Annotated in this window: 14 protein-coding genes, 2 tRNA genes and 1 riboswitch; of the genes, 9 read left to right on the top strand and 7 right to left on the bottom strand. The window is 38.3% G+C overall.

All coding sequences use genetic code 11. From position 1 onward, the window contains the following. Positions 1 to 44 precede the first annotated feature (44 nt). The 4 genes from H4J41_RS02280 to alaS all read right to left on the bottom strand — a co-directional run bounded on the left by H4J41_RS02280 (position 45) and on the right by alaS (position 4,098). Positions 45 to 121: transfer RNA gene (locus H4J41_RS02280), tRNA-Arg, on the bottom strand. A 146-nt stretch (positions 122 to 267) separates the two neighbouring features. Continuing rightward, positions 268 to 360 (bottom strand) — tRNA-Ser (locus H4J41_RS02275). 204 nt (positions 361 to 564) lie between these two features. Next, the gene (gene csrA, locus H4J41_RS02270; RefSeq protein WP_085304221.1) at positions 565 to 762 is read right to left on the bottom strand and encodes a carbon storage regulator CsrA; all 198 of its coding nucleotides are present in this window, start codon (positions 760 to 762) and stop codon (positions 565 to 567) included. A 711-nt stretch (positions 763 to 1,473) separates the two neighbouring features. Further along, positions 1,474 to 4,098: an alanine--tRNA ligase gene (alaS, locus tag H4J41_RS02265; protein WP_182135048.1), complete on the bottom strand. Its 2,625-nt coding sequence runs from the start codon at positions 4,096 to 4,098 to the stop codon at positions 1,474 to 1,476. Positions 4,099 to 4,868: 770 nt separating this feature from the next. On the opposite strand from alaS, the gene H4J41_RS02260 reads away from it, so the two are divergent. Continuing rightward, positions 4,869 to 8,363, top strand: a complete 3,495-nt coding sequence (locus H4J41_RS02260; protein WP_182135050.1) for a hypothetical protein — start codon at positions 4,869 to 4,871, stop codon at positions 8,361 to 8,363. Between the two features lie 109 nt (positions 8,364 to 8,472). Here the strand turns inward: H4J41_RS02260 and H4J41_RS02255 are convergent, their stop codons facing one another. Then, on the bottom strand, positions 8,473 to 8,733 hold the full coding sequence (locus tag H4J41_RS02255) for a hypothetical protein (protein WP_182135052.1): 261 nt from the start codon (positions 8,731 to 8,733) through the stop codon (positions 8,473 to 8,475). 581 nt (positions 8,734 to 9,314) lie between these two features. Further along, positions 9,315 to 9,390, top strand: a riboswitch (cyclic di-GMP riboswitch). Between the two features lie 130 nt (positions 9,391 to 9,520). On the opposite strand from H4J41_RS02255, the gene H4J41_RS02250 reads away from it, so the two are divergent. The 8 genes from H4J41_RS02250 to H4J41_RS02215 all read left to right on the top strand — a co-directional run bounded on the left by H4J41_RS02250 (position 9,521) and on the right by H4J41_RS02215 (position 18,321). Beyond that, positions 9,521 to 10,237, top strand: coding sequence for a molecular chaperone (locus H4J41_RS02250; RefSeq protein ID WP_182135054.1), 717 nt, complete (start codon positions 9,521 to 9,523; stop codon positions 10,235 to 10,237). Between the two features lie 11 nt (positions 10,238 to 10,248). After that, complete coding sequence (locus H4J41_RS02245; protein WP_182135056.1) at positions 10,249 to 10,671, top strand: hypothetical protein; 423 nt, start codon at positions 10,249 to 10,251, stop codon at positions 10,669 to 10,671. 58 nt (positions 10,672 to 10,729) lie between these two features. Next, on the top strand, positions 10,730 to 11,191 hold the full coding sequence (locus H4J41_RS02240; protein ID WP_182135057.1) for a hypothetical protein: 462 nt from the start codon (positions 10,730 to 10,732) through the stop codon (positions 11,189 to 11,191). Between the two features lie 63 nt (positions 11,192 to 11,254). Next, positions 11,255 to 11,641, top strand: coding sequence for a hypothetical protein (locus tag H4J41_RS02235; protein ID WP_182135059.1), 387 nt, complete (start codon positions 11,255 to 11,257; stop codon positions 11,639 to 11,641). A gap of 209 nt (positions 11,642 to 11,850) precedes the next feature. Continuing rightward, a complete protein-coding gene (locus H4J41_RS02230; protein ID WP_259364462.1) occupies positions 11,851 to 14,490 on the top strand; it encodes a hypothetical protein in 2,640 nt (879 codons plus the stop codon). A gap of 441 nt (positions 14,491 to 14,931) precedes the next feature. After that, positions 14,932 to 16,461, top strand: coding sequence for an AMP-binding protein (locus H4J41_RS02225; RefSeq protein ID WP_182135061.1), 1,530 nt, complete (start codon positions 14,932 to 14,934; stop codon positions 16,459 to 16,461). Between the two features lie 30 nt (positions 16,462 to 16,491). After that, on the top strand, positions 16,492 to 17,397 hold the full coding sequence (locus tag H4J41_RS02220) for a TauD/TfdA family dioxygenase (protein WP_182135063.1): 906 nt from the start codon (positions 16,492 to 16,494) through the stop codon (positions 17,395 to 17,397). An 87-nt stretch (positions 17,398 to 17,484) separates the two neighbouring features. Continuing rightward, positions 17,485 to 18,321: an SDR family oxidoreductase gene (locus H4J41_RS02215; protein ID WP_220460874.1), complete on the top strand. Its 837-nt coding sequence runs from the start codon at positions 17,485 to 17,487 to the stop codon at positions 18,319 to 18,321. A gap of 295 nt (positions 18,322 to 18,616) precedes the next feature. Here H4J41_RS02215 and H4J41_RS02210 read toward each other — a convergent pair whose 3' ends face one another. Both H4J41_RS02210 and H4J41_RS02205 read right to left on the bottom strand, forming a co-directional pair. Beyond that, positions 18,617 to 19,150, bottom strand: coding sequence for a DUF6436 domain-containing protein (locus tag H4J41_RS02210; protein ID WP_182135065.1), 534 nt, complete (start codon positions 19,148 to 19,150; stop codon positions 18,617 to 18,619). Next, complete coding sequence (locus H4J41_RS02205) at positions 19,134 to 20,600, bottom strand: methyl-accepting chemotaxis protein (RefSeq protein ID WP_182135067.1); 1,467 nt, start codon at positions 20,598 to 20,600, stop codon at positions 19,134 to 19,136. Before H4J41_RS02205 ends, H4J41_RS02210 begins: the two co-directional genes overlap by 17 nt. Positions 20,601 to 20,746: the final 146 nt, after the last annotated feature.

The raw sequence follows: 20,746 nt of genomic DNA, 5'->3' as shown, positions 1-20,746 counted from the left end.
GTTAATATTTGCTAGTCTTTATTATTTAGCCACTTAAAGAAAAGTGGCGGACGCGGCAGGAGTCGAACCTGCGACCGCCTGGTTCGTAGCCAGGTACTCTATCCAGCTGAGCTACGCGTCCTCAAATCAAACCTGTTATTTATATCTCTGGTTCAAGAGATAACGAGCTAAACAATATTCCCTTAGGTAGACAACCTAGTAAATACTATATATACCCGCAGTGAACTAATTAACTATCGTTGTTCCTACGATGCCAATCTAAAAAATTGGCGGAGAGGGAGGGATTCGAACCCTCGATCCGGCTACAAACCAGATACTCCCTTAGCAGGGGAGCGCCTTCGGCCACTCGGCCACCTCTCCAATGGGGCGAATCATAAGGGATTATAAAAATAAGTCAAACTTTTTCCCGCTTTTATTCCTATTTACTGACTGTTTGGTGACAATTCAAACAACCCGGTCACTTTTCAAACGTTAACTAACGAAAAACACGCTGAAATGGTCTACCTAATTTTATTGCTAGATCAAAAAAGCCGACTGATGTCGGCTTTAATTATGAGAAAGTAATTAGATTTCATTACCTGAGGCTTCACCCTCACCTTTTTCAGATTGTATTCTCATATATATTTCTTCGCGATGAACCGAGACTTCCTTTGGGGCGTTAACACCAATACGTACTTGGTTACCTTTAACACCCAACACTGTCACTGTGACATCGTCTCCGATCATCAACGTTTCACCAACTCGGCGAGTTAATATTAACATCTTAATTTCCTTTATGTTTAAAAACGAGATCCACTAAATATATATAAGCTAGTAACAAATTAAATTTAGTCTACTATTTGCAAAAGTGCACTAATGTTCACAATAAGCATCTAGAATACTTATCAAACATTGACGATTCTATTCACCATATCGAATTTTCAATATTTAACAAAAAACTTGCAGAACAATCGCAGAATGCAATTGCAGCAATTACTGCTCATATTAACAACCTTCATGAAACAATAAACACTTTATAAGTAAGTTTTTGTAATTTTTCATCAAAAATATATGAATAACAACATGATAGTCACACCCTGTTAACAAAAGACCTTGAAGGCGGATAAAAAATTCGAGCTGATTGTAAATTATTATTTATCTTCAAATAATAATTTGATGTATTTATACTTACACCAAGTGCATTAAGTTAGTTCAGTGGAGAAAAATTTTGCAATGGATCTTATTGATGTTCCTGTCACACAAGCTCCTGAGCATCGACATACTAGGATATATTAATGCCATAGAGCCATTGGATGGCTAGGAACTACTATGCCCTCTAAATATAACGTACATGCTATTTATGCGCTCTTGTGCAGCTGTGGAGCCATGAATGGCTAAGAACGGCAATCCACTCGCCAGACAAGGTACATTCTATAGATAAAAAAAAGGGGCTAAAAGCCCCTTAAATTAATTTATTTACTTACTACCTGAATATTAGCTCAACTTATCCTTTAACCAGCTTTGTGCTGCTTTTAAGGCTGCTTCAATATTTTCTGGTTGGCTACCTCCGGCTTGGGCCATATCAGGACGTCCGCCACCTTTACCACCGACTTCTTGCGCGGCAATATTAACGAGTTCGCCAGATTTTACTTGGCCAACAAGATCTTTAGTGACACCAGCAATTAAGCTCACTTTATCGTCACTGGTTGTGGCTAGTAAAATAATGCCTGAGCCCATTTTATTTTTCAGGTCATCAACCATGCCACGCAATGATTTAGCCTCAACACCTGCTAAATTAGCCACAAGGGTTTTCACGCCATTAACGTCAATAGCTTGGCTGACTAAATCAGCACCGGCTTGACTGGCAAGTTTTTGTTTAAATTGTGCTAATTCTTTTTCAAGTTCTTTGTTGCGTAATATCACTTGCTCAACTTTACTGGCCACATTCACTGGGTCAGTTTTAACCAAGGCGGCAATAGTACTTAGCGTTTGTTCTTGGGCGGAAAAGTAGTTTAATGCGGCCTCACCTGTTACCGCTTCTATTCGACGCACACCGGCAGCAATGCCTGATTCAGAGACAATTTTAAATAAGCCGATATCACCGGTTCGGTCAACATGCACACCACCACAAAGTTCAGTAGAAAAGCCACCTAAGGTGACCACTCGCACTTCATCGTCGTATTTTTCGCCAAATAAGGCCATCGCGCCTTTTTCTTTCGCTTGGTCAATTTGCATTAAATTGGTTTCGCGCGCTAAATTGCCACGAATTTGCTCATTCACCATACGTTCAACAGTATTTAACTCATCGCGTGTGACGCCTTCAAAATGAGAAAAATCAAAACGGAGTTTTTCTGCATCACATAATGAGCCTTTTTGCGTAACGTGATCGCCTAATACTTTGCGAAGACTGGCGTGTAATATATGGGTAGCAGTGTGGTTTTTAACAATAGCGGCACGACGTTCGCTATTAATTTGCGCGTTAACACGACTATTTAAACCAATAGTGTCACGGGCAATACCTTTGTGCGCAAAGGCATGACCTAATTTAAAGGTATCAGACACTTCAAATATACCACCATCAAACTGTAATATGCCGCTATCACCAACCTGTCCACCTGACTCAGCATAAAAAGGGGTTTTATCAAGCACTACAATACCGGTTTCACCGGCACTTAATTTTGCAACTGAGGCTTCATTGTTAAAGAGTTCAACCACAGTAGAAGACATTTCATGGCGGGTATAACCTTTAAAATCAGTACGATGTTCTGACTTAAGGGTGTCGTTGTAGTCTGTGCCAAACTGGCTAGCTTTTTGCGCGCGAACACGTTGTTGAGCCATAGCGATATCAAAGCCGTCAAGATCAATATTTAAGTTTCGTTCTCGGGCAATATCAGCGGTTAAATCAGCAGGGAAACCATAAGTGTCATAGAGTTTAAAAACGTCATCGCCAGCGATAGTGTCACCTTTAAGTGCTGATAACGTATCTTCTAACAGCGCCATGCCTCGGTCTAACGTTCGACCGAACTGCTCTTCTTCTCTGAGTAAAACCTTCTCAATAATGGCCTGTTGCTGTACAAGCTCAGGATAAGCTTCGCCCATTTGCTCAGCAAGTGAGGCGACTATTTTATGGAAGAAAAATGACTTAGCTTCTAACTTGTGACCATGGCGTATAGCGCGACGAATTATACGACGTAATACATAGCCACGGCCTTCATTTGACGGCATAACACCATCAGTGATTAAGAAACTACATGAACGAATATGATCGGCAATCACACGTAGTGATTTATGTGCTAAATCATTACATTCAAGTAAGGTAGCGGTATCACGAATTAAGCCTTGGAAAATATCGATTTCATAATTGCTATGCACACCTTGCATTATCGCTGAAATACGCTCTAAACCCATACCAGTATCTATTGACGGCTTAGGCAAGTTATCCATAGTACCGTCGGCTTGACGGTTGTATTGCATGAAAACTAAATTCCAAATTTCGATAAAGCGATCGCCATCTTCATCTGCAGAACCTGGAGGACCACCAAAAATATCTTCTCCGTGATCATAAAAAATTTCTGAACAAGGGCCACATGGGCCGGTATCACCCATTGACCAAAAATTGTCAGACTCATAGGGTTTATCAACTGATTTATCACCAATACGAATAATTTTCTCTGCTGGCACACCAATAACCGTTAACCAATAGTCGTATGCTTCAACATCACTTTCATAAACAGTTACTAGCAATTTTTCTTTTGGTAATCCTAATACTGAGGTTAAAAATTCCCAAGAATAATTTATCGCTTCTTCTTTGAAGTAATCACCAAAGCTAAAGTTACCCATCATTTCAAAAAAAGTATGATGGCGTGCGGTGTAACCGACATTTTCTAGATCATTATGCTTACCACCGGCACGAACACAGCGTTGGGCTGACGTGGCTCGGGTATAACTGCGAATATCATCGCCAAGAAATACATCTTTAAATGGCACCATGCCAGCATTAGTGAATAATAAAGTCGCATCGTTACCAGGAACAAGCGAGCTACTCGCAATAATTTGATGCTGCTTAGATGCATAAAAGTCTAAAAATGCCTGACGCAATTGGGCACTAGTTTCAATCATTTAAATTTCCTAATTTTCGAAGAATATATCTGTTTAAGCGTTTAATAGTGTCATGGTTTAATCTGCTGAGAAACCACCTTGTTGCATAAAGCGCACTCTTTTGGCTTTATCTTTTTGATCTGTTATTAGGGACGCACCAATGTGCTTATTATACGCAAGCTCTGCTTGAAGATACCAATCTATTTAATCATTACTTGGTGATTTATCTACAAATTGACCATTAACACCTTTCCTGCCAAGTCACCTTCATATCGCACTAACCTTAGCTTTAAGCTACTTACAGTTAAAAAAAGCACCAAAACACTTACCAAAACAAGCTTTACTTAGACAATACTCTGTAATGAACTAGTTTAAAAATAGCCTTGTTTCAGCAAAATTATACGCTAAAAAACTGATTTTTTTGCGCTAACTCTTTCGCTGAATTTTTACCTGAGTTTTTTCTGTGAGACCGCTGAGCAGTGGCTGTATTTAAAGGGAATGATGTAATCCAATTTTTTATTGGCAAATATTTCACTGAAAATAAACAGATAAACAATAGAACTTATGCCCGAGTTAAGTCAGTAAAAAGTAAAAATCATCAATGATGACTAACCTTACCTAACGCCAATTAAATTTACATTATATTAATAAGTTTTACATCGCGTTAATAATCACGCAAAATAAAGTAAAATAAACCTACAGCAATTTACATAATGAATTAGCCAACATTGAGCGACATTCAGTCAAAAATAACAGCTAAGTGCTAGCGATTAATAAAAATAAGGACATGTATGAAGGGACAAATTAAAAACATGCGTTTAATATTGGTTATTTTATTTAGCTTACTATTTTTACAAGCATGTGGTGGTTCAAATGATACAACACCAACATTCAACATTAGCGCATCAGTTTCATCGGTCGCATTTACCCATGAATTTTTACAAGCACAAAACCATACCATTGCCCTTGATGTTACCTTTGATGGTGATGGCTTATTGCTCGGCTTCGCCCCTACCGCAGCGCCTGTAGCTTGGTTAAATTATCGCATTGCTAATCTAACCGACACCTCTGCCACTATTTATATTGATGTGGTTAACGCTGATAGAATCGCAGCGAACCTTTACGGTACCACCCTAAGATTATCCAGTGGCGATACGGCAACAACAAACTTAGTCCATGCCGATATTAATGTTTCATTACTGATTTGGCAGGCCCTTACCTACGATGATACTTACGGTGTTGACGCCATTGCCTCGAAAAACATTGCACTGAGCTCAAGCGCAGATAATTTAACCTTAGCCAGTTCAGTGCCTTGGCTCAGCCTTGAAAAAAGTTTTATTGATGGTGTAACAACCATTACCGCCACCCCTGATGTTAGTCACTTTAGTACCGCAGGCTTTTATCCTGCGACCATAGATATCACCAGCCCGCTAGGCACAACAGAGTATCCTGTTGAATTGAGCTTAGACAATATTCATTTATTTGCAGACAGAGCAACCGTTGCCCTAGCAAAAACCGCTAATATTAGTAACAGCCAAACTACGCTTAACATTAATTCAAATAGTATTTTGCCTTGGGGCTGGCAAGCAACAACCGAAGCGGCGTGGTTAACCCTAACGCCTAACGCCGACACTAATGAATTAACACTGGTTGCCGACAGCACAGCCTTAGCGAATAACGCAACCACGATCGCCGAGATCACCCTAAGTGGCAATGAACAAACCACAGCGACGGCAGAAACTATTCAAGTGAGTTTTTATAAATCTGACTTACTCAGTGAAAATAACTCACTCAATATTGTCGCTAATGCTGATGGTGTAGTAACTAATCCTTTACTGCCACAGTATTATGTTGCCACCAGCAATGAGCTACGCAGCTATCACCTTTATACTAATAAATTATTATCCACAACCGTTATAGCGCCAGCAGATACTTTACTAGAACAGCTAATTATTCATCCTGACGCTAGCATGATGTTAGCAAAAGCGCTCGAAACTACCGTCATTGATGAAAACACCAGTGAAACCAGCATACATAGATATCAAATCAACCTCAGTGATATGAGCGTTGTTGAGTTAACTGATGTTGATATTACCAACGAACCAATAAAATTTATTCGCCTTAATGGTCGCTATTTTGTGGCAACCACCATTTTAGAATTTGCCGACGAAAACCTAATGCGTGTTGGCTTTGACGGCCCTAACGCCTTTTTTTCCCGAGCCTTTAATGTTGCCAAAAAAAATCAAACTCTATTCGCCTTAGACGTAAGCACCAACGATGATTTAATGTCGATAAAGCGCTTAAATGTCAAAGTGAATGATTTTGGCCGCAACCCCATCACCACAGAAATAAGCCACAGTTATCGACCTGAACTATTAGGTGAAAACGAGCAAATTAACGATTTCTATGTTACCGCTGATGAGCAAAACATTTACGCGATTAGCCCAACAAGTGAATGGATAAGTTTTGATGGTACAACCTTTATCGACAATGGCGTGTTAAATAGCAATGCAGCCATGACTAATTTAGCGCTTGCGCATAGTACTAATGATCGCCCTCACTATGTTAGATTTGACTCAGAAGTTGGTTTTAAAATCGATGTTTATAACGAGCAACAAACCCTTGCTAACACTATTGAGCTAGGTGCAAATCAACCCGCCAAAATGTTAATTGCCAATGGTGATAACCGTGCAGTTTTAACATCAAGCAGTGCTGACAGCATAGATGTCATCACTTTAAGCCAAATTTCAAGCTCGGTTGAAACACTCGCCTTTAATACCACTTTTGGCAACAGCGCTATAGCACAACAAACACTGACACTGTCAAATATTTCTGCAAATTGGCAAGCAACGGCCAGTGCACCTTGGCTGATACTAACACCGGAGAGTGATGACAATGGCGAGAGAATATTAATTGATATTGATGCTAGTTTAATTACTGGTTGGGGCTTAATGACCGCCAGTATCTCGATATACGACCCCGCTAGTGGCACCACAAAAGTGATTACGGTTGACCTGGCTATTGATGCCATAAGGTTAAGTAGTAACTACCCGTCACTGGCTTTTAATAGTTTAGCCACCGAGCAAACACTAGTACATACCCTTGATATTTTAACCAACAGCGAAACTAATATCGCTTGGCAAGCCAGTACTGACGTTAGCTGGTTATCTTTATCAACTGACAGCACCAACAACACACTGACCATCACAGGCACACCCGCCAACATAGCCAGTGACGGCGTTCATAGTGCGGTAATAACCTTATCACCAACTACCGCTGACACCGCATTATTGGGCCGCATTAACGTCACCTTCAATAAAGGCGTCAATGATGCCAATGACCTTGATATCAGTAATATTAGCTTCAATACCTCAGGCCTGGTGCTAGATCCGATGCGACCTTACGTTTATATTGCTCAAGGCGATAAAATTAATACTTATCATGTTATTTCTGGCGCGTTAATTAACACCACAAGGTCACCATTAGTCGATGTCGATTTAACCAACTTAGTGATCCACCCTGACGGTTCAATGTTGTTAGCATCAAATAGCGAAACTTATTTAGATGAAAACGAGCTTGAACAAACTCGGATTAATCATTATCAATTTGACTTAAACAGTTATCAGTTTAGTCAAATAAATAGTGACAAGATCACCATAGAATACCGCCCTCTGATGATAAAGATAATCGCTGGAATACCCCTTGTTATCACACAAACACTGGAGTACGCCGACCTAAATTTAACGCGCCAATATTGGCTTCAAAACAATGCCTATTTCGTTTCAACCATTGCTCACGCCAATAGTGCAGATATATTTATGGCCTACAAGCAAGCAAGCACCTCACTTGAACGCTTTGCGCTAAGTTATAACGCTTATGCCAATGAAACGATATCAGTGATAAATGAGCCAGCCTACATCAATGCAGCCTTTACTAACTTATCGAGCTTTGCTATGAGTGATAACGGTGAGACGATTTATAGCGCTAATAGCACCAGCGAATGGGCAAGTTTTGATGGCACTATCTACACTGACAACGGCCTACTTCAAGGCAATGCTAATGTGCAAACCTTTAACAGCACCACAGATAGCGGTAACAACAGTTATTTCTATCGTTTTGATCCAACCTTAGGTATTACTTATAGTAAATATAACGCGGCTCAAGTAGAGCTTTGGTCAGAGGTTATAGCGGATGGCAGCGCTGAAAGTTACTTATTGCCTGCTTACCAACGCGTGCTGATTTATGATGCAGAGACATCAACCTTGAAGTTACGCTCTCACCCTTAGTGGTAAACTAAAATAGAGTGGTTGCTTTTACTGACACATAAGTTGATCAGCAGTGTACAAATAAAAAAACCGCATTTATGCGGTTTTTTTGTGGTTTAGAAAATTGAGCTTAAAAAATTGAGCTTAAAAAATCTTTTTCTTCGTTTGTTAATTCAATAAAAACATTAATCTCACTATCACTTTTGTACTGTAAATTAATTTCATCCACCAGTATTTTTATTATGGTAATGCAAGCTTCTAAGGTCATTAAATGATTGGTACTATCTCTTCTGATAAAACCACCATCCCTAAGTAACCCCTCAATTAGTAACGCGTTTACCTCAAGGCTGCTATTTTTTTTCTGTGGTGTTATTAAGACCAACTCATTCATAATCCTTTCTATCGTTGCATTATACATAGGCAAAATGTTTAATAGGTGAGAACAAATAGCCTTGCATTTTCATGTGGCTAAATTGGGAGAGAAAACCTGCTTGTTCTACAGACTCCACCACCCTCTCATTAAAAATTATTTTTTATCCTAATTTTCCCATGAATTAAGTAACAGAAATTTTTACAAAAAATCAGCTTAATTACCCAGCCACTAGTCTATTTCTCCGACATTAACTTCTCCAACCTGACATTTTTTATTGTTTAAAATGTGTTCAAAATGAGCGCTTATTTTCTGATGTGACACTTTTGTGTTAATCCTTTCTCTTGCCTACTTTATGAGTTTACAAGCACTAGCGGTTCGATAACGACACTATAAACTGAGCTTGTACAATACAAGTTTTAAACTGTCTGAATATTCATCATAAGTAGCTAGTTTTAACATACACCATATTTGTGATACGGTAAGGCTAATAAATAATATAGCAAAGCTTAATTATCGATCAGTACAGAGAAGTAACATAAGTCATTATCAGATAAACGCTTTTTATGGCGGTTATCTAATCTCGTTGTACTGTTTAGAAAGTAAATAAATCGCAAACCTAGGGAAACCTAGGGACGCAAAGCTAAAGGGCCTGTAAAATGGTAGCCAGTTGCCAAGAGTGAATTAACACTTTTTGTTTCCTGAGCTATTTTTTTACCTATGGTCTTCTTTATGAAGGCCATTTTTTTTGCCTGAATTTTGTAAAATTCGTTAAAGATAAAAATCTAGCAGGAATTATTTGATTGATATGAAAAATTACTTACAAGGTGTTATTGCACTATTACTTTGCACTTATTCCATTAGCAGCTTTAGTGCCTTTACGGTCACCCAAACAAGTTTTGGGGTAGATCTGGACCAACCGGTCACGCAAGACACTACCCTGGTCAATCAGAGCAACAAGCCTGTTCGAGTTAGGGTCGACTTTGAAAAACCGCCATGGGCTAAAGCCAAGTATTACTTGGGCGATCAATTGGTCGCTTATCCCAAAATAGTATTGATACCACCTAAAGGTCAGATCCAAGTAAGGATAGCGCCCAGAATAAAAAAAGACTTAGCTGATGGAGAATATGTTGCGCTACTGGTATTTAAAGAGCTGCCACCAAGAAAAAATTCTGGTCAAGTTACCATGTTGATGAACATAGGGATCCCCTACTATGCCAGAAAAGGTGAACTTAAAAGTGCTATGGATTTTGAAAATTTACGGATGGTAAAAGCCGATGAAGGTTATCAATTACAAGGTGAGCTTAAAAATGAGGGGAATTATTCTTATCCTCTTAATATTGCTGTTAAGTTTTACCAAAATAACGCATTGATTAAAGAAGAAAACTTTAAAAAAGGTTTCTATCGCGAGCAGCTGGTTAAGCTCAATCAATCGATAGCGATGAAGACAGATACTGATTATGTAGAAATTGTTTTTGCCAATGACAAAATTGATTTTTCTAAAGCATTTAGCTTTGTTCTTTAACTGCGCTAAAAGTGCGTAAACTCGCTGTAATATTATTACTTTTTTCAAGCTACTTGGCCGCTGAAGAAGGGTCTTTTTATATCAATGGTGAGGCGGTTAAAAAAATATCGCTCTCGCTTGCTGTTACAAGTATTGATTTTGGCGATGTGTACCGTGATAGCGAAGTAGACAGTGTAGTGGTTGATTTTACGGTAAATGCCGAGAGTGGCTATGACTATACCGTCGAAATAAGTAATGACGACAACAGTAATGTTTTACAAGTGTCGCGCACGGCCAACACCGGCTATACAACAAATACCATGACTTATGTAGCAACAGCAAACGGGGCTGACCAAGCCCATGAATTTTATGTAGACCTTAGTACCCGTGATATGAGCAGCGATTTGTCTGCGACAATTACGGTACTGGTGGCCTACAACGACATCCCCGAATAGGCTGCCTTTGATAAAAAGGCAGTTTATTCATCATCAAAGCAATACAAGTGAGATAAAAATGAAAAAATTATTATTAGCAACATCAATACTAGCCATCTCTTCAACAGCAATGGCTGCGAATGATTCTGCGACCTTAGATGGGCAAGTAAGCGATACCTTAAAGGTTGTTGCTCATTATGTAACACCAATTTCTGTCACGGTAGATACAGCAACAATCGACTTTGGCGATGTTTACACTGACTCAGTTATTTCAACTGAAGCGGTTATTGCTACCGTCGTTGGTGAAGCTGATGAAACATTTACTTACTCAGTTACAAGTGATGGTGACTTGGCTACTTTGGATGGTGATACGACCGGTTCAACAATAGCTTTTGGCGATACAGGTACATCGAAAGCTCTGACTTTTAATGTTGGCCTAGATACAGCTAAAGTGACCGATGCTGATGTTAGTGAAATTATTACCATTGCAGTAAATTATGATGCTATCGCTGATACAACGGTGACTAAAGTTACAAGTTAAGCATAAACTTAATCATTATTCAGGCAACTTGATAGTTGCCTTTTTTAACCTGGTTACCAAGCAATGAACAAATTTTTATTTTTATTAGTGTTTATTTATGCACCTTCGGTTTTTTCACTAGAGATAGTCGGCGTAAAAAATGCCCTATTGCAAGACCTCTATCTTTATAACGGCAGCAGGCTGAAGGTTTATCCTGAAGAGGGTGTACTTATCACCGTTGAAGGCAAAGCCAATAAACAGGTGAAATTGCAGATCAAAACCAATGGGGTCGTGTATCTTACCCCGGGTGTCAGGATTGAAAACCTGCAGCCTAAACAAAAAATCATTACTTTAAATAAATATGGCGAAGGCGAATTTACAATTGGTTTTTCACTGCTGGGAGAAAAAAATATCAGCGGTAAACATAGCAAAAGAATTAAATACCAAGTTAACTATCTTGATGATGATTAAGCCTTTTAAATTCACTAAAAGCACTGAATATATTGGCCTAGCGACACTCTAAGTAACCGTATTTAAATCAAAGCACCTTAGTTTTTAATAACCTACAGGCGATCTTCCTTGCAAAAGTCACGCTACGACGTTAGCGCTTTTAATTACTACATTTTATGCCTTTTAACACCTGCGCCTTTGCAGCTTACATACGTTTTAGCGGCCTAAAAATGTTGCTTAAATTTCCTGATAGCCTAGTAATGTTTTTTTCGGCCATTCAAAAAGTGCCCACAGGCTTAATCAGTCCAGTTTTCCTCATGCTATACAGCTTGCTTTTTATTCATCCCACTTTCGCCAATACACAGGATGAGTATTTTGACGATATGATCACCCTCAAAGTTGGTCGCTACCTAAAGCAAGAGTTCTACGAGGTCAAAAGTGATTATGATGGCGGCATTTATATTGCAATCAAGGATTTTATAGCCTTTAGTGAATTGCGCGAATATAGCAAATTGTCCATTGAAGGTGAAAACATAAAACTCTTTATGGCAGCTAGTCTCTTTCCAGATAGCAAAGCAAGGTATATAACAAAAAAGCTTACTAATCTAAACACCATCATCATAGATGGCCAGATCTATTTGGACCCTCAGGGGATCAGTGAGCTGCTGCCTATTAAGGCGGTTCAGTGGCGGGCAGAAAGTTACACTTTAGTAATATCACCCGATTTTAGCCTACCCCTAGACTACCGGATTGCGGCACAAAGAAGAAAGCGAGGTATCGAAGAAGAGAAAAACAGTCAGTCTGCCACACCAGAAAAAGACTTCTTTATGCAAGAGGACAGAAAGCTCATCGATTTTGGTATGCTTAAGCTGCGCTATGACATTAATGATATAAGTAGCTACTTTAAAAATGGGGCAGAGCAAAACAAGGGCAATGTTGACCTTGAGTATAGTGCGCAGCTGCTTTATGGTGATTTTAATATCAGGCATAGCCTTTATCCCAATAAAAACCTCGCTAATATTAGCCTAAAATATCCTTATATTTTACAGGATAAAACGCTCATTATTGGAGACAATTATATCCGTGGCAATAACCTGCTGGGCTACAACAGCAACATTCGTGGCTTATCCATTAGTGACAACGATTATACCGTGACGCGTTCCGGACAAAACGTCACTATTAGAGGGAGAGCAGCCGCCAACGCTATGGTTGAAATTTATCAAAATGGTAAGGTCGCTGACTATCAGCGTATCGAGGGAGTCGAGTATGAGTTTACCCTAGAAATGAGAAGTCAAAACGATGCCTTTACAATAAAGATATTCGACCGAAATGGTGTCTTACTAACAGAAAAAATTGTCAATGTAATGCAGGGTAATGACTTTTTAAATGCGGGAGAGTGGGACTACAACTTTTTCTATGGGCAAAATCCACAAGCAGAAAATAAGGCTTGGGATGATCGAACCTATGGGATTTCCTACGGTGTAAGCAATAATCTCAGTTATTACTTTGACTATTATAATACCCGCAATGAAGACACGCTTTATCAATATGCTAAGCATAAACTAGCATACCGTTTTTCAACTTTATTTGTCCCCTTAGTGGCTAACCTTTCTTATTATGACTCTCTTGCAGACCGAAGTCAGGGCTATATTGGCGAATTGAGCAGTGAAATTTTTTCCCATAAATTATTCTACAGCTATGAGCGTTTTAGTCACCTATTGGCGCAAGATGAAAACAAAGACCGCTATCAACAAGTTGAGATTAGTGGCAATTATGGCCGAAGTGATTATTTTTTTAGGTTTTCAAATAAAAAATATCAAGACCATACCGAAAATATATATAACACCGGCGTAAGTTATGATGTTAACAAAGTACTGCGCATTAAAGCAGACCTTGGCAAAACGGTACAAAAACAAAGCGAGCAACAGCATAACCACACAGTCAAAATAGATGTTGATTATAATGAGGGAGATTTTACCTATAATCTCAATGCCAACTATAACCAGCGCCGTGAGGCTAAATGGCAATATATCGCTAGGCTAAGAAAAAGACTACATCAGCAGACAAACTTTGCCTATAGTGTTGAGGTAAATTATAACAAAAGTGATCATTTTACCCTCGGTATAACTTTTGAATATAAATTTAACGATTTTTTCAAGATAGACGCGGATTACGATAGTAAAAGAGCTCAGCCGCACAAGGTCAGAGCGAGTTATGAAACCGTGATCAATATGAAAAAACCCTTTCTAACCAATCACGCCAAATATCCAGATAATGGTTATCTCGAAGGAAGAATTTTTGTTGATAAAAATGCCAATGGGGAAAAAGATATCGATGAGGAACCTGTTGTGGGTGTGGGTGTTGCTATAGGTAAAAATAAGGTAAAAACCGACCGCGCGGGTAGTTTTTATCTCAGCAACATATCACCTTATCGCAGTAACAAGCTGCATTATGATTATTCTGGTATTATGGTTGATCCAACACTAAGAGCGAATAGTGCTGAAGTTATCGAGCTGATCCCCGCATCTGGTAAAAAACTATCTGTCGGACTTGTCCCCTTATCCTTGGTTATGGGATCTATTTATTTACCAGAAATAGCCGCTAGCATAAGTAAAAAGTTTTTTAGCTATGTTGAGATAGTTGTGGAAAAAAATGGTAATTACTATAGTAGCGTAAGCCCTGAGTATGACGGTTTTTTTGTTTTACAGGACTTAAAGCCAGGAAAATATAACCTAAGAATAAATTACTTAGGCAGTGAAAAAATTACGCTTGCTAAAGATGTTCTGAGCATTAACGTGCTGCCTGGAGATACCGGAGATTTCTATGAAGGAATTGATTTTAAGGTCACAGCAATTGAAGCTAAAAAATAGACACAACCTTAAGCCTAGAGCAAACAAGGGTAACCTGAAAAACCAACTTAAATCAATGGCATATCTGGTTATAAATTTAATTATTGCTTTTAAACAGACCTGATATAAGGCAAATGTTAGCACTGGACAACCTAGTACTAAAACGTTAAATATTTACCACTATACACAAGATAAAATCAATATTACTGCTGCATATGAGTTAACTGAATAACGCGCTTAGCCAGTAAAGGCCATCACAGAACTAGATAATTAACAGCCCCTTTTGCAATGGTTTGACTTACCTACGAAGCCAATAGCTACCAGTGCATCAAGTAAAAAAAACCCAAGGCATAATTTTCTTCTTTATGTTGAGAAATTTATCTCACACTTAAGACTGCGTTAAGATTTGTCATAGATACTTGCTTTAATCAAATCCTAATGGATTCATTGAAAGGAAGTATCATGGAAAAACTGTTTCAAGTATTACGCTCGCGCGCTGATTTTTTTCCTCATCAAGCTGCTTTAATTACCGATGCGGGTGATCATCAAGACATCATTTCTAATCAGCAATTATGGCAAAAAATAGCGAGTGTAGCCGCGGTTTTTACCCAAGAAAAAGTGCAGTGCATTGGGCTATATATGGATAACTGCTCAGAGTGGATTATCTGTGATTTAGCCGCCGCTAGCTTAGGCGTGACCTTGGTACCCATTCCACTATTTTTTACGCCAGCACAAGTTGGACATTTAGCGAAAAGCGCACAACTAGACGCCATTATAACCAAGCAAGCTTTAACGCTAGCGCTTAGCAGTAACGAGCACTTACATTTTGCTGTTGCGAATAACGCCGCAGCTATGCTTTTACCACTTACTGACACCCTGTTATTACCTCTATCGGGCGATTGCCGCCTTGATCGTGAAATTAATGCGATTAACGATATCAATGCCGTGACTAAAATTACTTATACCTCAGGCTCTACCGGAGCGCCTAAAGGGGTTTGTTTATCCAGTGCAAACATTGCGGCTGTGTGTGAAGGCATTGAAGCTTCAATGGTTCAAATGCCCAGATCAGATCATTTATGCGTTATGCCGTTAGCGACATTATTAGAAAATATTGCCGGGGTATATATTTGCTTACTTCGAGGTGGAGCCGTAATAACCGCGCCATTAGCCACGCTAGGTTTTGTGTCTAATGTTGAATTCGATATTGAAAAATTAGTCAACAAAATTGCTTTGCATCAGGTTGGCAGCGTTATTTTATTACCTCAAATATTAAAATACTTGGTGCATGCAGCAAATAAAGACGTTTTAGATCAATGCGCCAGCTTACAGTTTATCGCGCTAGGTGGAGGCAAAACATCGCCACTTATTTTGCAACAAGCGATAGATAGTGGCTTACCTGTTTATGAAGGCTATGGTTTATCAGAATGTTGTTCGGTGGTCAGTCTTAATTTACCCCAACAAAATAAAGTGGGCAGTGTTGGTAAAGCACTACCTCATGTGCAGGTAAGTATTGCTGCTGATGGCGAGATCATTATTGATGGTCAGGCAATGCTAGGGTATTTAGGTGAATTAAATCCAGTACCTGAACAAATTCATACCGGTGATTTAGGCTATATCGATGCTGATGGCTTCATCTATGTGTCAGGCAGAAAAAAGAACACTATTGTCAGTAGTTTTGGTCGTAACATTTCTCCTGAATGGGTTGAGGCTAGCTTAACGTCGTCGTCAATTATTGCGCAAGTAGCGGTTTTTGGTGAAGCTCGTCCTACTTTGTCAGCGGTAGTGGTTGCCAGTCATAAAAACCCGCTTGCGATACAAAACGCTATTGATGAGTGTAATAAAAGCTTACCCGATTATGCGCAAATTCATCATTGGTTAATAGCTGATGCCCCTTTTAGTACTCAGTCCAATACGCTTACCAGTAACGGACGTATAAAAAGAAAAAATATTGCCTTGCTCTATGAAGACAAACTTGCTGCACTTTATTCATAATTTAACCGTATTTATTATTAGGACATCAGTATGACAAACATTATTTCGGCTACCACCCACACAGCGCTAAATAATATTGAAGTGGTTAACCAAGCTAAACAAAAGTTAAATGATAACGGCTGGGTATTACTGCGTGGGTTTGATGCTAGCTTGCCAAAATTTAGTGAATTATTAAAACAGTTTTGTCATGAGCTAACTTTTGATCCCGCACGTGAATTTGCTGATAAATCTAGCCAAAAAGTTAATGCGGGTACAGAAGCAGTAGGTTTACATATAGAAAATGGTAATACGCCTTTTCCGCCTAACTTGGTGGCTTTTTATAGTGAAAAAAGCGCTAAACAGGGTTCTCAAACTACCTTGTGCGACGGTGCTGAACTTTTTCAAAATATGTCGGCACAGTTACAACAAGCATGGCAGCAAACGGTGACTGTTTCACGACGTTTACCTTCCCACCTTTGGCGCCAGTATGTAGTTAATCAACACCCAGAAGTTAACTGTCTAGCTGAGGTAACTGAAAAACATTTAGCTGATTTTATAGCGATTAATCAAGATCAAAGAGGGAAAATAAACCCTGATGATAGTTTAGATTACGCATTAGATATTCAGCCTTGTTTACCTATTAAGGGCCTTGCTAACGAAGGCGCGGGCAAAGGAGCGTTTAAAGCAGAAAGCCAAACTGAGCAATTCGCCTTTGCTAACGCCCTGTTAGGTCCGTCTTTTAATTATGAAAAACCCAATTATAGCTTTGCTAATGGTCAGCCAGTGAGTGAAGCATTAATGAAAAAAACCGCTGAGCTTGCTGAAAAATATACTCAAGAAATTCAGTGGCAAGATGGCGATATAGTCGTTATTAACAATAAACGCGTATTGCATGGTCGTAGAGCTATTACTGGCAACTTAAGCGACAGAGCACTTTTTATTGGTATGGGTTACTAGGCCTTAATTTTTACAAAATACCTTAAATAATACCTTAAACAATATTTTTACCTAATGCTATAAACCACATGACCAGAGGCTCTGCAAATGACCAATAAATTCAGCAACACCATGACCAATAATAATATTTTACTTACTGGCGCAACCGGGGGCATTGGGCAAGCGTTTAGCCAACTATTGTTTAGCTCTGGCGCTAACTTGGTTTTAGTCGGTCGAAATCAAGCGAAACTAGCGCAATTAAAAGCCGAATTATTAGCTGCAAATCCAGAGGCCAAAAACTCAGTGGTTAGCTTTGTGGTAGATATTTTACAGCCAGCACAACGTGATGACTTAATTGCACAATTAGCCTTATTGCCGTTTGAAGTTAATGTATTGATCAACAATGCCGGGGTGAGTCAATTTAAGTTATTTGAACAAGCTAGCGAAAGTGAAATAAGTCATATTATGACGACTAACACTATCGCCCCCATGCAATTAACCCAAGCGTTATTGCCCTTACTTAAACAGTGCGACAAGGCACAAATAATCAATATTGGCTCTACTTATGGCAGTATAGGTTTTCCTGGCTATACGGCTTATTGTGCTAGTAAATTTGCTTTAAGAGGCTTTAGCCAAACCTTATCAAGAGAACTAGCCGATAGTAATATTCGGGTTAAATATCTTGCTCCACGCGCCACTCAAACGAGTTTAAATACTAGTGAGGTAGAGAAATTAAATGCTGAACTGAATAGCGCTGTCGATTCAGCCGAAACTGTGGCTAAAGAATTACTCACCTTGATCATGCAATCAAGTGAAGAACGCTACATAGGTTGGCCAGAAAAGCTTTTTGTTCGCATCAACCAATTATTTCCCTCACTTGTTAGTCAATCAATTATAAAACAATTACCTATTATAAAAAAATATGCCAATAGTAGTTCAGTGTGATTTTTTCTCTAACTTTACCCTTAATATAGCAGTCGAATAAAGTGGGAGCCCTCTACATAAAGATGGAAACACTAAATAGGAAAAATCAACTAAAATTGGCAGCTGACCCTGCTATACGTTAAGCGCAAGCTAGCTATCAGTCACTATTTAAGACAACTGATCGCTAACTGATGCCACTTTCGTGATATTAGCATTTGAAAATTTATACTGATGAAATTTGTATGTTTTGATCTACAGCGGACATGGTTGAACACCGCAAAATAGATGATATAACTTTCTTTCAATAATATTTTGTTTATACATTGCAATAACACCCTTTAGTTTGAGCAAGTATTAATTTGGCGTTATAACCTTTTTTATAATTATCTAACACTATTTTTATCAAACTATTGGAGGACGAACAATCAAGTCCTTCAGAATATGGCCCAAAATAGATTAATTTTCCTTTTGCATCAATAATTAATGCCGACGGTGTGGATGGAATTATATGACTTATACTGTTAGATATAGATAAATTTAATACATTAAAACCATCTTGCTCAGCTTGGGTACTTATTAAAAGTTTATGATCTTCACTATTAGCAGCGCAACGACAGTTTGAATCACTAAAATGAATTATCGTATTGGACAATGTTTTATCTTTTAAAACTGCTGAGTTCACCAACGCCGTTATAATATCATTACCATCCATTCCTTTTAATTTGCCATCTGGATCAAACATAACTAATCGCGCACTAATAAAGTATATTGCCGCGATAATAGTACCGATGATCCAAACAGCAAACAGAATGTAATGGAAGTAATTGGCTTGCTTATTTAAAACTTTCAATATTTTTTTCTAATGACATAATCGAAACGTTCATGTTTTCAGTTTCATTTGACAACGATTGTATGTTTTTTAAATCATCTTGGCTTGAAACCCTCATGTTTTCTGTACTTTCAGCAATACTATCCGTTGTGGTTGATTGTTCTTCGACTGCGGCGGCAACAGATATTGCAATGTCACTTGCTTGAGCAACTAACGTTAAAGCTTGATCCATATTACTACTGGCTAAATCAGAGGTTTTAATGACATCCTCAACAATTTTTATAGAATTTTTCATTGCTTCAGTGGATGTTTTAGAATAGTTATTTAACTCTAACGTTGTTTTACTAATTTTATCAGTACTTTCTTTCGTTCTATTGGCTAATGCCCTCACTTCATCTGCAACCACTGCGAAACCTCGACCTTGTTCACCCGCTCTAGCCGCTTCAATAGCCGCATTTAATGCTAATAAATTAGTTTGATCAGCAATGCTTGTAATCTCAGATAGTACCGTTGTAATCATTTCACTAGACTTTGTAAGCTCTTCTATTTCACTTCTCGTTTGAAATAATGCCTTCGTTAATGTTTTATTCATACTGTTAATATCTGAAATGTTTGAACCTGTAGCTTGTGTCAGTGTATTTGCTTCTGACATTTGCTGGCTTAACATTGAAGTATCTTGGGCAATAGACGACACGGTAACCGCCATTTCTTCAATAGCTGAAGCTATTACGTCTGTTTCATCTTGTCTTATATTTGATGATCTTACGAGTGTGGCTTGTACTAAGGTTAAGTTTGTAGAGTTGTTCACTAAGTCTTGAGCTTGTTTTTTTACATCTACGATCACATTATTAAGTAAAGATAATAATTGATTAAAACCCTGTAAAATCACATTATCATTTGATGTAGAGCGAATGGTTAAATCTATTGAATTCTTATTTTCAGTGAGTTGTTGGGTAATTATTGATAACTCTTGACCCACAACACTATCGTCATACAACATTTTTGCAATATACCCGGCAATAATTGCTTCAACAAGAGCATAAGCGGCATGAATGACTACAGTGGAAAATAGTAATCTATCATTATCAAAAATATAAACGCCAACGTTATTTAATTGTAGAAAATAAAAAGATACATGGTGAACTGCAATCGTTAATAAAGCAGATATAAATACTTTCCAATCACTAAAGATAATTAAAAAAGCCATCAAAATGAATATTTCAAAATGGACTTCAATTAGGCCATTCATTTGATGAATATGTAAGGATGCAAAAATTATCACAGCTATTGCCGTAGCATGTTTAGTTAACTCACTATTGATTGCATTTTTAATCAAAAAGATAGGAACTAAAGCGGCAGGTAGGCCAATAATAAATGTTTCCCAAAATGTATTATATACAAAAGCCATAACTACTGATTCTAAAAATAGAATGATAAAAAGGGTTGTAAATAAATTTCCGTGCTTATTCATATGTATCCTAAAGGCTTTATCTATATTATTTTGGATGATAAAGGATAGTATTAACTTAAGATATAGCTACCTTTATTAATAAGTCATAGATTTAACTGATGTTATTCAAAATATTGGCCACAATGCGGTGTTTGTATATCCTAAAT

The organism is Colwellia sp. MB3u-45 (assembly GCF_014077005.1).
GTDB lineage: Bacteria > Pseudomonadota > Gammaproteobacteria > Enterobacterales > Alteromonadaceae > Cognaticolwellia.
Note: the sequence above shows the minus strand (reverse complement) of the source record. Positions and strands in the feature narration are given on the sequence as shown.